This window comes from Adlercreutzia wanghongyangiae, assembly GCF_035989245.1.
GTDB classification, from domain to species: Bacteria; Actinomycetota; Coriobacteriia; order Coriobacteriales; family Eggerthellaceae; genus Adlercreutzia; species Adlercreutzia wanghongyangiae.
Map to the genome: position 1 here is coordinate 33494 of NZ_JAYMFF010000001.1, position 13001 is coordinate 46494.

At 65.7% G+C, this 13001-nt stretch carries 9 protein-coding genes; 2 read left to right on the forward strand and 7 right to left on the reverse strand.

Annotated elements, in window-relative coordinates; genetic code table 11:
- Nucleotides 1-52: 52 nt before the first annotated feature.
- From VIN30_RS00130 to VIN30_RS00140, 3 genes are read right to left on the reverse strand one after another with little or no spacing between them, the layout of a single operon-like run.
- The gene (locus VIN30_RS00130; protein ID WP_326426314.1) at nucleotides 53-934 is read right to left on the reverse strand and encodes a sensor histidine kinase; all 882 of its coding nucleotides are present in this window, start codon (nucleotides 932-934) and stop codon (nucleotides 53-55) included.
- Between the two features lie 45 nt (nucleotides 935-979).
- Entirely contained in the window at nucleotides 980-2056 is a 1077-nt protein-coding gene (locus VIN30_RS00135) for a hypothetical protein (protein ID WP_338208280.1), read from the reverse strand.
- On the reverse strand, nucleotides 2049-2999 hold the full coding sequence (locus tag VIN30_RS00140; RefSeq protein ID WP_338208282.1) for an ATP-binding cassette domain-containing protein: 951 nt from the start codon (nucleotides 2997-2999) through the stop codon (nucleotides 2049-2051). Before VIN30_RS00140 ends, VIN30_RS00135 begins: the two co-directional genes overlap by 8 nt.
- A 130-nt stretch (nucleotides 3000-3129) precedes the next feature.
- Here VIN30_RS00140 and VIN30_RS00145 point away from each other — a divergent pair, with 130 nt between their 5' ends.
- Together VIN30_RS00145 and VIN30_RS00150 are read left to right on the forward strand one after the other, a co-directional pair.
- On the forward strand, nucleotides 3130-3909 hold the full coding sequence (locus VIN30_RS00145) for a response regulator transcription factor (protein WP_338208284.1): 780 nt from the start codon (nucleotides 3130-3132) through the stop codon (nucleotides 3907-3909).
- Nucleotides 3910-4113: 204 nt separating this feature from the next.
- On the forward strand, nucleotides 4114-6162 hold the full coding sequence (locus tag VIN30_RS00150) for a tetratricopeptide repeat protein (RefSeq protein WP_338208286.1): 2049 nt from the start codon (nucleotides 4114-4116) through the stop codon (nucleotides 6160-6162).
- 493 nt (nucleotides 6163-6655) lie between these two features.
- Here VIN30_RS00150 and VIN30_RS00155 read toward each other — a convergent pair whose 3' ends face one another.
- The 4 genes from VIN30_RS00155 to VIN30_RS00170 form a co-directional block, all read right to left on the reverse strand.
- Nucleotides 6656-8746, reverse strand: coding sequence for a glutamine synthetase III family protein (locus tag VIN30_RS00155; protein ID WP_338208288.1), 2091 nt, complete (start codon nucleotides 8744-8746; stop codon nucleotides 6656-6658).
- A gap of 217 nt (nucleotides 8747-8963) precedes the next feature.
- Nucleotides 8964-10322: an MFS transporter gene (locus VIN30_RS00160; RefSeq protein WP_338208290.1), complete on the reverse strand. Its 1359-nt coding sequence runs from the start codon at nucleotides 10320-10322 to the stop codon at nucleotides 8964-8966.
- A gap of 129 nt (nucleotides 10323-10451) precedes the next feature.
- Entirely contained in the window at nucleotides 10452-11381 is a 930-nt protein-coding gene (gene rhaD, locus VIN30_RS00165; protein ID WP_326426300.1) for a rhamnulose-1-phosphate aldolase, read from the reverse strand.
- Nucleotides 11382-11744: 363 nt separating this feature from the next.
- A complete protein-coding gene (locus VIN30_RS00170) occupies nucleotides 11745-12998 on the reverse strand; it encodes an L-rhamnose isomerase (protein ID WP_326426298.1) in 1254 nt (417 codons plus the stop codon).
- Nucleotides 12999-13001 lie beyond the last annotated feature (3 nt).

Consider the following 13001-nt stretch of genomic DNA (forward strand, 5'->3'; position numbering starts at 1 on the left):
AAGCAGTCTTCTGGTTCCAAGCAAGAACTTTGCCGAAAGCAGCAAACCACGATCACAGCGCGGCGGGGAACTCCAAGGTAATGGCCAGCACATCGCCCTCCAGGGAGGCGGCAACTTCGATGCCCTGGGCGGTGGCGAGGCTGGACACTACGGCGAGCCCCAAACCCGCGCCGCCCCGGGCGCGGGCGACGTCAGCGCGGTAGAAGCGCTGGAACAGGCGACTCGCATCCAGGGCTTCGGGGTCGGTAACGGTGTTGGAGAAAACGACCGTCCGACCCTCCTGCACGATCGCCGGCGCGGAGGTGCCGTAGCGCAGGGCGTTGCTCACCAGGTTCTCGAACATGCGCACGAGGGCCTCCGCATCGGCCTCCACCGTGAAGGCCTCGTCGGCGAAACGCACCGCCGGCTCCCAACCGCGCTCCTCGAAAGCCGGGAACTGTCCCGCCAGCACCCCGGCAAGCGCCGGCAGCACCACCACGGGCCGCAAGTCAAGTTCGGCATCGGGGTCGTTGGCCCGGGCGTAGGCGAACAGGGCGTTCAGCAGCCCCTCCATATCAGCCAGGCGCGTGCGGGCGGCTTCCAGGTAATGGGCGCGCCGCACGGCGTCGGGCTCGTCGGTGGCCAGCGCCACGTAGCCCGACGCCCCCATGAGCGGCGTGCGGATGTCGTGGGACAGGCTCGCCAGGTCACGTTGAAATTGCCGGTGCTCGGCCGCCGCCTGCTGACGCTCGACATCCGCCGCATCCAGCGCCTCGTTCACGGCCCGGGCCATGGCGGCGAAACCCGGTCCGGGCATCTCGGTAGTCAGGCGGCCGTTCGACCGTTCATCGCGCATGCGCAGCCACGCCGCCATGCGCCTGAGCTCGCGGCCGTAGAGCAGCAGCACGGCAAACGCACACAGTGCCAAGCCCCCGAAGCACACCGCCAACGTCATAACCTCGTCCTTCCCCGTCTTTCCCGCAGCATGTTTTCCAGCTGACTACACATCCCGCCGGCGCAGCACCGCAAGCGCCAGCGCCGTGCACGCCGCCACCCAAAACGCACCGACTATGGCAACCTGGGCACCCACGGGAATGGCCCATGCCGCCCCCTCCGCAGGAAGCAGAAGGGAAGCCGCCGGCAACGCCAGGTCGTGGTTCATGCACGTGGACAGCAGCCAGGGCTGCACGGCCGCCAACGCCGGCACGGCCATGCCGAAATTCTGCAGCAAGCTTCCTGCCATGGTACCTGCAATGCCCGTGGCCACCACAAGCGCGAAGGCGACGCCCGCCCCAGCGCTGCGCGTGAGCCACACGAGCACCGCCGTCATGCAGCCGTAGGCGACAAGGCACAGCCAGCTTAAACCGAGGAACACCAGCAGCTCGGCCGCCCCGTCAAGCGCGGCGAACGTGAACCCGGCCGCCAGGAACGCCACCAGGCTGAGCACGCATCCCACCGCGAGGAAGTACAGGGCCACCACGGCCACGAGCACCAGGCGACCTCCGTAGTAAGCCACGCGCCCGCGCCGGTCCATGGGCAGGTTCCGCACGAACTTCGTGGAGAAGTCGCTCGCGATCAGCAGCGCCACCACCACGGCCACGAGCGCGCCGAGAAATCCCCCGCTTACGAGCATGTCGCCGAACATAAACGTAGGGGCGTCAATGGTGCGCATCTCGCGCGAGGTCTCCTCGAAGTCGGCGGCGGACAAACTCGACGGGTCCTCGAATTCCAGCAGCGCCTCGAAGCCGGCGCTGCCGCCGTCGCCGTCAGCGGCGCCATCGGCCACACCGCCCTCTTCGCCCGCCCCGCTCGCAGCACCCATGGCACGCTCGCGTTCTTCCGCCGTGGCCTCGGCCATCTCGCGAGCGGCCTCGTCGGCCGCGACATCCAGCTCATCGGCCTCGGTCACCGTCACCGTGGCGCTCATTTTCGCCGCATCGCAGAGGAACTGCGGGTCGGACACCCAGTGCATCATCGCCGCGCACAGCACGATGCACCCTGCCAGCACCGCCGTGGCCACCCAGAGCATCTTGCCGTGCACGAGCCGGTACATATCGGATTTCAGCAGGTTAAACATGGGATGCGCCCCCTTCCATCAGCTCGACGAAGTAGTCCTCGATGTCGCGATGGTCCTGGGTAAACTCCAGCACCACTTGGCCGCCATCACGCAACACCTGGGCCACCGCCGCGGCATCGTAGTCGCCTGAAATCGCCAGCGAGCCATCGGGCTCAGCCCGAAACGCCAACAGGGGGAACGCCTCTTGCAGAAGGGCCAAAGCGCAAGCAGTGTCGGTCGTGCGCACGCGCAGGCTGCTGCCGCATTCAGCCGCCACGTCGGCGACGCTCATCTGGCGCACCAGTCGCCCCTCGGCAATCACACCGTAGCGCGTGGCCATGCGGTCCAGCTGGTCCAGCACGTGGGAGCTGACCACCACGGTGATGCCCAAGCTCTGATTCAAACGCATAATAAGGTTGCGCATGGCGCGCGTGGCCTCGGGGTCGAGCCCATTGAAGGGCTCGTCCAGCAGCAGCACATCGGGATTGCCCAAAAGCGCCAAGGCCAACCCCAGCCGTTGCTTCATGCCGAGCGAGAACCCACGCACCTTGCGCGAGCCCACGCCAGTAAGCCCCACCAGGCGCAGCGCCTCCTCGCAGCGGGCCGGCGCGTCCACAATGCCCCAGGCCAGCGCCTTCACCATGAGGTTGCGATAGGCCGAAAGCCCCGGCAGAAGCCCCGGTTGCTCGATGAGCACGCCAATGCGGCGCGTCCCTTCCCCATCGGCGCGGAACGCCGCACCACCCGTCGGCGCAGCGCCGGCGGCCTCGCGCCCGAACAGTACCACCTCGCCGGTCGTGGGTGCCACATCGCCGCAGATCATCTTCATAACCGTAGACTTACCGGCGCCGTTTTTCCCCACGAACCCGTAGATGTCGCCCGGCTGCACCGTCATGGCGAAGTCGTCCACCACGCGACGGCCGCCGTACACCTTGGTCAGTCCGCGCGTTTCTATCGCATACACGATGCGCTCCTCTCGCCCGCTCGATTCATACGTTGCTCCTCTCGCATCAGATATACCGCATTTCAAGCGCCTCCCAGTGTGCACGGCGAAATTTAAGGAACTTCTGGCGAAGAGTTAAGAAAGTTTGAAGATGGAAGGCGCTCGCGCGCGGGCGTATTATCCTGAGCCTGTGGCAGAGCCGCTGGACATACTCATCATCGAAGACGACCCCTCCATCAACGAGGTGGTCTGCGCCCATTTGGAACGGCAGGGGCGTCGCTGCCGCCAAGCGTTTTCCGGTACCGAGGGCCTGCTGCAGCTGCAACTTCGCAGCCCCGACCTGGTCATCTGCGACCTCATGCTGCCGGGAACCACCGGCGAGGACATCGTGGCCGCCATCCGCCGCGCCAATGCCGAGCTGCCCATCATCGTCATCTCGGCGCGCATCACCCCGGCTGACAAGACCATGCTGCTGAAGCTGGGTGCCGACGACTACCTGACGAAGCCCTTCGACCTGAACGAACTGTCGGCGCGCATCGAAGTGCAGCTGCGCCACCGCGCCCTGCGCGACCGCAATACCGCCCGCAACCCCCGGTCGACCGGCGACGGCACCCTGCCCGCGGCGACGCATCAGCCGCTGCGCTTCCGCACGTGGGAACTCGATCCCGACGGGCGCACATTCGCCGTGGCCGGCAGCGAAATTCCACTCACCCGCACCGAGTTCAACATCCTGGAACTGCTGATGGCACGGCCCTCGAAGGTGTTCACCAAGCAGGAGCTGTTCGAGTTGGCCTGGGGCGAGCCCTATTCCGTCGAAGACTCCACCGTCAGCGTGCACGTGTCTAACTTGCGCCGCAAACTGAAGCCCTCCGGCACCGACGCCTACCTGCAAACCGTGTGGGGCCTGGGCTACAAGCTCTCCAGCCAATAGGGGCGGACAGCTTGCCTGTATTCATGACCTTTTTACATAGATTATCTGTTGACAATCCCCTTTTTGAGTCAACAGGGGCCGCATATTCCCAGCAACCTGTGGCGGTCTGGCAATTTCTCCCCTTCCGCACCTGTAAAAGCGCGGGCAATGTGGGACAATGATACGACTTGACTTTTACGACTTCCCCATGGGAAGGAGCCCAGCGTGTTTGACTTTTTCCGTAAGAAGAACAACGGCAGCGGCGCCGAGGGCGACGCGGCCGCCAGCCCCGCGACCGCCGGCGATACCAGTGACCGCACCACCCGCGACGTGCTGGCCGAGTTCACCTCGGCTCCGCTGCCCGACGCCGTGGACGGCCTGCTGTTCCGCGTGTCCATGGCCGACGCCGTGCATCCCGCCTCGGGCTTCGAGGCTTATGCCGCGCGCCTGCTGTCCGACGCCGAGGCGCCCAGCCTGCGCGCCATCGCCGTGGAGCATCCGGTAGAACTGCGCCGCCTGAACACCACCGACCTGTTCTGGGCCGTGTTCGACGACAGTACCATTAACGCCGGCAACCGCGCCACCATCCTGCGCATCGAGTCGGTGCTCGACCGGCTGGCCCTCATCTCGAAGGTACTGGAAGACGGCAACGGCGCCGTGGCCGCCAGCACCTGCACCGAGGCCCAGTGCAGCCAGGCCGACTGGCAGGTGCTGCGCTCCATCGCCAACGACGCCAACGACTACTTAACTGCGGCCGATCGTGACAACAAGCTGAACACCCAGTACGGCACCACAGGCGCCCGCGGCGGCAACTGGGATCTCTCCACGCGCCTGGCCACGGCCTGCGAGGCCATGGTGCTGCCTTTCCGCCTGGAATATCGCTTCGTGTGCGATGCCAGCACCGGCACCATCGTCGCCGACGTGTCGCTGCCCGGCCCCGACGTGTTCCCCAAGTCGCGCTACGATGCCGCCACGAACCAGTGGATCGACATCGCCGCCAACCGTCCGGCTGCGGCGGCCGCCTACGCCTTGCGTCTGGGGGCCCTCATCGCCGCGGCGTCCTTCGGCACCTCGGTGGGGGTCACCCGCGTCATCGTGAACGGGAAGGAAGGCTCCATCGCCGGCGATACCGTGTTGTCGCTGGAGTTCGGCCGCATCCCCTTCACCATGGGCACCATGGCCGCTATCCGCGACGGCCGCTTCAGCGCCCCCGACACCGAATGCGACCCCGGCACGCTGTTCGACCTGCTGCACCTGCAGAGCCACGCCATCAACCTGGGCGCCGACGGCACCCTGCAGTCGGTGGACCCGCTGCCGACGAACCTGCAGGTGGTGCGCACCCCCGTGGCCGAGGACGACCGCCCTCTGCCCGACGACTTGCGCGCCCTGCTGCACGCCGACACCGTGCGCGATCTGGACGTGATGAGCGAGCAGGACGCCGATTTGGGCGCCCGCTACCGCGCCATCATGGAGGAAAAGGACGACTCGCTGCTGCTGGCCGTGGCCCAGCTTGAGGACATTGTGGCGGAAACCACCAAGACGGACGAGGAGAACGAAGCCGTGCGCGCCCTGCGCGAGAAGGGCGTGACGGTAAAGCCGCTGTACTGCGAGAACGTGTTCGCTCGCTACCTGACCAGCGTGGTGGAAAGCGATCCGACCGTGCGCTATCAGCGCGTATCCGACATCGGGCAGGCGGCGCGCTCGTCGCTGGCGCGCATCTACCGCGACATGGGCGATCTGGACGCCGCCGAGGCCCAGGCCCGCGTGTGCATCAGCCTGGCCCCCACCAGCGCCCCGGCCTTCAACGACCTGATCACCTGCTACGCCGAGGGCGAGCACTACGACCGCATCATCGACGTGGCGAAGGACGCCCTGCGCGTGGCCGTAACGGGTAACGACATCTCCTACGTGTTCTATCGCCTGGCCTTCGCCTACTGGCAGACCGGACGACTGACCGAGGCTTTGGCCTGCTACCTGCGCGTGCCCGAGGCCAGCCCCATGGGCGAGGCGGCCCTGCGCGAGCGCAACGACCTCATCGGCGAGATGGGCAACCAGGTACCGGGCAACGAATGGGATCCCACGGCCTGCCTGCGCACCGCCGGTGTGCCCCTGGCCCCGCTGGACGACGTGATGGAAGTGGTGGGCAAGGCGCTTGTGCTGCTGTGCGACCAGAACATGCCCCTGGCCGCCGCCCCGCTGGCCAGCCTGGTAGCCAACACCCAGCGCAACGACGTCCTCCACGCCGTAGCTGCCAGTCTCCGCCAAGGCGTGTAAGCCGGCACAGGCGCCCCAAAGAGTCGCCAAGCACCCGAAGGGCCCGCATTGCGGGCTTCGATCAAGGTATCGGAAATCATACCCCGTACGTATGACGGCCCGAGTTAACCGCAGGGGCGGCCCTCAGCCCGTCCGACAGCGCCCGTACTGACCGTAGGGGCGGGCTTTAGCCCGCCCGCAACACAAGCGTCATCCAGCCGCGGGCGGCCTGAAGGCCGCCCCTACGAAATAACCCGAAGATGGAGCAAAGACACTCCTCCGACCTCACGAGAACGAAGGGACCCGCAATTGCGGGCCCATTCTATATATTAATTTCTTTTTTATCCCAGGGATGCGCCCAAGGAAATCAGCGAGGGTCCGACAGGTACCTGCATCTGTGCCGAAAAGCGGCTGAGCGTACTTCGTTACGCGAAGGCAAGCTTTGAGGTGCAGAGGCAGGTGCCTGTCGGAGCCGCAGCGTCAGGCGTAGTTAGGGGGGGGCTTCCCCTCCTAACTACGCATAGAACAGAATCTCGTTGTAGGTGGGCACGGGCCACGCCTCGCGCTCGACGATGATCTCCATCTCGTCCACCGCTTGGCGCAGCGCATCCATCACCGGCACGATCTCGTGGGCGTTCATGTTCGCGCGCTCCTGCTGGTCGGCCACCTCGCGGGAGGCATGATGCAGCTCGTTCAGCTTCTCCAGCTGGATGTTGATCTCGGCGGCCCCGGCCACGAGCCGGCGCAGCTTCTCCTCCATGAACGAGGTGTCGCCGTCGGGCAGCACCTCCTTGATAGCCGTGATGCCGTGGGCCAGCTTGGCCGCGTAGCGGTTGATGGCCGGCAGGTAGTCGCGGCGCACCAGGCGCTTCATCACCCGACACTCGATGTTCATGATCTTGTTATACTTCTCCAGCTTCACCTCGTAGCGGCTGCGCACCTCGGTCTCGGTGAGCACGCCGAACTCGGCGAACAGCTCGATGGACTTCTGGTCCACCAGGCAGGGCAGCGCATCGGCCGTGGTGCGGTGGTTCGCCAATCCGCGGCGGGCGGCCTCTTCCTCCCACTCGTGAGCGTAGCCGTCGCCGTTGAAGATGATGCGCTCGTGATCGCGCAGAGCGCGCTTGACGTAGTCGATGGCCGCCGCCTCGAACTCGTCGCCGGCCTTCCCCTCCATGGCGTCGGCGAAACCCTTGAGCGATTTCGCCATGGCCGTGTTCAGCACCATGTTCACGTCCGACAGGTTCTGGGCGGAACCCGGCATGCGGAACTCGAACTTGTTGCCGGTGAAGGCGAAGGGGCTCGTGCGATTGCGGTCGGTGTTGTCCTTGATGAAGTTGGGCAGCACGTCCACGCCGAGGTCCATGGACACGCGCTCGGCCGAGGCGTAGTCGTGCTCATCCACGAGCGCTTCCACGATGGCGCCCAGCTCATCGCCCAGGAACATGGACACGATGGCCGGCGGGGCCTCGTTGGCGCCCAGGCGATGGTCGTTGCCGGCGCTGGCGGCCGACATGCGCAAAAGCTCCTGGTACTCGTCCACCGCCTCGATCACGCAGGTGAGGAACACCAGAAAGCGCAGGTTCTGCATGGGGTTCTCGCCCGGGTCGAACAGGTTCTTGCCGTCGGCGGAAATGGACCAGTTGTTGTGCTTGCCCGAGCCGTTGATGAACTCGAAGGGCTTCTCGTGCTGCAGGCACACCAGGCCGTAGTGGCTGGCCAGAAGCTTCATCTTCTCCATGGTGAGCAGGTTCTCGTCCACGCCGCGGTTCGTTTCCGCGAAGATGGGCGCCAGCTCGTGCTGGGCCGGGGCCACCTCGTTGTGCTTCGTGCGGGCCGACACGCCGAGCGCCCACAGCTCGTCGTCGAGCTCCTTCATGAACTCGTTCACCGACGGGCGGATGGCACCGAAGTAGTGCTCTTCCAATTCCTGGCCCTTGCAGGGGGAATAGCCGAAGAGCGTGCGACCGGTGAGCATGAGGTCGAGGCGCTGCTCGTAGTCCTTCTCGGAGATGAGGAAGTACTCCTGCTCGGCGCCGAGCGTGGTGGTCACGCGCTCGCCGGTCTCGCCGAACAGGGCCAGCACGCGCTTTGCCTGGCGCTCGATGGCCTTCATGGACCGCAGAAGCGGGGTCTTCTTGTCCAGCGCCTCGCCGGTGTAGCTGCAGAAGGCGGTGGGAATGCACAGCACCTCGTCCTTGATGAAGGCGTAGGAGGTGGGGTCCCACGCCGTGTAGCCGCGGGCCTCGAAGGTGGCGCGCAGGCCGCCGGAGGGGAAGCTGGAGGCGTCGGGCTCGCCCTGGATGAGCTCCTTGCCCGAGAAGGTCATGATGGCGCGGCCGTCGGGCGTGGGGTCGATGAAGCTGTCGTGCTTCTCGGAGGTGATGCCCGTCAGCGGCTGGAACCAGTGCGTGAAGTGCGTGGCGCCCTTCTCGATGGCCCACTCCTTCATGGCGTGCGCCACCACGTTGGCCACGTCGATGTCGAGCGGCTCGCCGCCCTTGATGGTGCGCATGAGCTGCTTGTAGGTGGCAGATGGCAGGCGCTCCTGCATCGTGTGCTCGTTGAACACCATAGATCCGTAGATATCGGTCACTTTCGACATAACGGCTTCGCTCCTCACTCGGGCCGATGATCGGAATAAGATACCACGACGCACCCGCTTCTCCGCCGATGATCGGGCGTTTACCAAATTAAAGGCGCATTGTGTCGGGAAGGTTTCCGGCACGCGAAAAAGAGGAACGGCAGGCAGAGAAACGGAAACGGCCCCCGCCGAAGCAGGGGCCATCGATGAAGAAAGAACCGCCAATCGCGCAGCAGCGCTAGTCGATATGCTTGCCGTAGCGCTCCTCGGTGATCTCGTCTAAGGTGCGGCCCTGGGTGTTGGGGCACCACACCACGCCCACCACGAGCGACACCAAAAGGAAGCCGCACATGATGATGCCAGCTGTCACGAAGCCCGCGGGCGTTTCCACGCCGAGGCCCGCCACTGCCACAAGCGACCAGATGCCGAGCACGCCGCGTACCAGGAAGAACATGATGCCTTGCACGCCGCCGCGGTACAGCGTGGGGAACAGCTCCGTAGACCACAGCGCGTAGAAGCACTGGGCCGAGAAGCCGGCCGAGATGCCCCACAGCGCCACGAACACCCACAGAAGCCAACCCCAGCTATCGGCCGTGCCGGCCTTAAGCTGCATGCCGAAGAACACCATGACCACCCAGGCCGCGAGCGCCATCACGGCCGTGGCCGCGAAAAGAATGCGGTGCGGAATCTTGTCGCCGAACTTCGAGAAGATGGCGAGCGAGCCCACCGCCGTGAGCACCCACATGACCGCCTGCAGAAGCGAGATGGTGGTGTCGTCCAAATGCCCGGCCGCCGCGTACATGTAGGGCATGAACTGGCCCATGGTGCCGGCCACGATGTTCCAGGTCAGGTACACCGCCACCAGGAACACGATGGACTTCACGTTCACGGAGTTCGTAAGCGCACGGCGCATCATCTGGACGAACGTGTCGCGCGGCGCGCCGGCCTGCTGCTTTTCCGTCCAGTCCTTCGACTCCTCCAGCTTGCGCTGCAAGTTCCACGCCACCAGCGCCACCACGAACAGGATGAGGAACAGCAGCCTCATGCCGAACAGGCCGTCGAAGGGCCCGTAGGTGCCCGCGGGCAGAAGCGCGCCGTCCGCCCCGAAGGTGGGGAACACGAACGAGAACAGCAGCGCGATGAGGAAGATGACCGCCGGCCCGCAGGACCAGGCGAACTGGCTGATGCCGATGTTCGAGGCGCGGCTCGTGGAGGACGACATCTCCGAGATGTAGCTCCACGACGACGGCACGCCGGCGCCCACCGACAGGCCCGAGATGACGATGCCCACGCACAGCATAGGCAGGTTCACCGCGCACATGATAAGGAACACGCCGGTAGCGTACACGAGCAGGTTGTAGGTGTAGATGAACTTGCGCCCGAAGCGGTCGGCCAGAAAGCCGCCGATGAGCGCGCCCACCGCCGCGCCGAAGGCGTTCGCGCCCACAGCGCCCAAGATGGACACCCACACATTGCTGAAGTTGAAGGCGATGGCCCATGCGGCCAGCGCCACCGACGAGGCCACAATGCAGCCCGAGTCAAGGAAGTTGGTGAGGGAGACCGCAATGGTTCCCTTTTTCTCTTGTGACAGTGCCATAACCCTTGGTTACCTTTCTTGGTTGCTACCTTGCGCGGGCGGTCTGAAGCCCGCCCATCAATCCAGCAGGTGGTTCCCATCGAGACTCGTTCCCGTAGGGGCGGTCTTCAGCCCGCCCGCAAACCGTCCCTAATCGTTTTCCAAAGCCACGGGGAAGCCGAGCATGGCCTCGTTCACCTTGATGCCGAACTCGCGGCCGATGGCGCGCAGACCCTCGTCGGTGATAGTGTTCAAAAACTCGTCGGAGCCGCCGTTGATGGCGCGGGCGCGCACGTAGATGTCGGCGGCCTTCTCCACGGTGTGCATGAGCCCGAAGGTGGTGTCGAAATCGGGGCCGGCCGCGAACAGGCCGTGCTGCGCCCAGATGACGGCGTCGAAGGTCTCCATCATGGCCGCCGTCTCACGCGCGATGTCGGCGCCGCCCGGCACCATCCAGGGCACCACGCCCACGCCGGCCGGGAACACCACCACGCACTCGGTCATGGCCTTCCACAGCGCCCGGGTGAAGACGCGCGATTCCAGCGGCAACACGAAGGTCATGGCGATGACGTTGTTGGGATGCGCGTGATAGAGCACCCGCGATGCGCCGTCGGTGGCGCGCATGCGCACGGCGTGGCACATGAAGTGGCTCGGGAACTCGGAGGTGGGCTTGCCGCCATCGGTGAGGCCCCACACGATGCGCCAGGCGTCGCCTTCGGGGTTGATCTCCACGATGCCGATGTTGTGGGCCGGGTCGCCCGCCACGTTACGCATGTAGCGGCCCGAGCCGGTGGTCAGGAAGAAAGCCCCGCCCAGGTCAGCCGCCTGCACCCCCATGGGCGTCCACGGACCGGGCTCGGGGTTGAAGAAGGGACGGGCGGCCGCCACGTCTTCGTCGCGCATGCGGTAAGTGAGGTTGCCGCCGTTGCGCTCGTGCCAGCCCTGGCCCCAGCCGTCGTCGCACAGGCGCACGAAACCGCGCACGAAGCCGAGCTGCTCCACCGCCACGCCCGACACCGCCCCGCGGGCCGCACTGGCCCCCTTCGCGAACAAATCCTGTGCCTGATCGATAAATGCCATGTTCACTCCTTACTTATCATTGGCGACTTCCCATCGGGCGGCCTGAAGGCCGCCCCTACCGAAGAGGCAGCTCCCGGTAGATCAAAAGCGACCAGGTGGCACCCCGCCGAACTCTTTCGTAGGGGCGGCCTTCAGGCCGCCCGTCACTCCAAACGCTTCCAGGCGCTCTTCCGCCCAACCATGGTTGAGCAGGCGCGAGGGGCGGGGTGTGTCCCCGCGCGCAGGTTGCGCAGGCGCGAGGGGCGGGGCGTGTCCCCGCGCGCAGGTTGCGCAACGAACGGAACAGTCCGGTGGACTGTTCCGCCGAGCGAGCCATTGCTTGAGCACGGGGATGCGCCCCGCACCTCGCGCCGGGCGAACAGATTACACGCGCTGGGGCAGCACCTTCGCCTCGTAGGCGGCCACCATCGGGTACACCTCGCCGTCGAGCGGGCAGCCCGCGCGGCGGCAGTACTCGTCCCACACAGCGCCGAACGGCATGCTCTTCGCCTGCTCCGACAGCGCCATCTTCTCGGTGAAGCGGTAGGTATCCTGCATCTCCTTCAACTGGGCGGCCGGCTGCAGCAGCGCGTACAGCAGCGACTTCTCCATGGCGCGCGTGCCGATGGCCCAGGCGCCCACGCGGTTGATGGAGGCGTCGAAGAAATCGAGCCCGATGATAACCTTCTCCCAAGCGCCGGGGCAGTGGGCCACCTCCATGGCCATCTCCTTCACCGCGTCGTCGAAGAGCACCACGTGGTCGGAGTCCCAGCGCAGGGCGCGCGTCACGTGCAGCGGCACCTTGTCGAAGAACAGCAACAGCGCGCTCAGCTTGTCGGCCACGTTCTCGGTGGGATGGAAGTGCCCCATGTCCAGCAGGTCGTACACGCCGGGGTGCGTGGCGGCGTAGGCCAGGTAGAACTCGTTGGAGCCCACAGTCATCGACTCCAGGCCGATGCCGAACACCTTCGACTCGCAAGAGTCGATCACGCGATCGTACTTCTCAGCGTAAATCTCGTCGAGCGAGTCGCGCAGACGCTCGCGCAGGCCATAGCGGTCGCCGGGCACGTCCTTCAGGCCGTCGGGAATCCAAATGTTGCAAAGCGTCTCGTCGTCAAGCGCCTCGGCGATCTGCTGGGAGATCTTGCGGCACGCCTTGCAGTGGCGGATCCAGAAGTCGCGCGTGGCCTTATCGGGCGAGGACAGCGAAAGCTCGTTGTTCATCATGGGATGGCCGAAGATGGTGGGGTTGAAGTCGATGCCGAAGCCGTGTTCGCGGGCCCACGCCACCCAGGGCGCGAAGTGCTTGAACTCCAGCGCGTCGCGGTCGACCCAGGGATTCTCGTCAGTGAACACGGCGTAAGAGGCGTGCAGGTTGATGCGCTTGGCGCCGGGCACCAGCGCCATGGCAGCCTCGAAGTCTGCGGTCAGTTCCTCGAAGGTGCGGGCGCGGCCCGGGTAGTTGCCCGTGGTCTGGATGCCGCCGGAAAGGCCGCCCTCCTGGTCGAAGCCGAGCACGTCGTCGCCCTGCCAGCAGTGCACCGAGATGGGCTTCTCCACCAGCTTGGCCATCACCGCCTCGGTGTCGATACCGAGGGCGGCGTACTCCTCGCGGGCCAAATCGTACATAGTAGTCATCAG

What these genes read in the sequence shown, in the direction of transcription:
- VIN30_RS00130 (WP_326426314.1), bottom strand. Translation starts at nt 934, where the DNA reads ATGACGTTGGCGGTGTGCTTCGGGGGCTTGGCACTGTGTGCGTTTGCC.
- VIN30_RS00135 (WP_338208280.1), bottom strand. Translation starts at nt 2,056, where the DNA reads ATGTTTAACCTGCTGAAATCCGATATGTACCGGCTCGTGCACGGCAAG.
- VIN30_RS00145 (WP_338208284.1), top strand. Translation starts at nt 3,130, where the DNA reads ATGGAAGGCGCTCGCGCGCGGGCGTATTATCCTGAGCCTGTGGCAGAG.
- VIN30_RS00155 (WP_338208288.1), bottom strand. Translation starts at nt 8,746, where the DNA reads ATGTCGAAAGTGACCGATATCTACGGATCTATGGTGTTCAACGAGCAC.
- VIN30_RS00160 (WP_338208290.1), bottom strand. Translation starts at nt 10,322, where the DNA reads ATGGCACTGTCACAAGAGAAAAAGGGAACCATTGCGGTCTCCCTCACC.
- rhaD (WP_326426300.1), bottom strand. Translation starts at nt 11,381, where the DNA reads ATGGCATTTATCGATCAGGCACAGGATTTGTTCGCGAAGGGGGCCAGT.
- VIN30_RS00170 (WP_326426298.1), bottom strand. Translation starts at nt 12,998, where the DNA reads ATGACTACTATGTACGATTTGGCCCGCGAGGAGTACGCCGCCCTCGGT.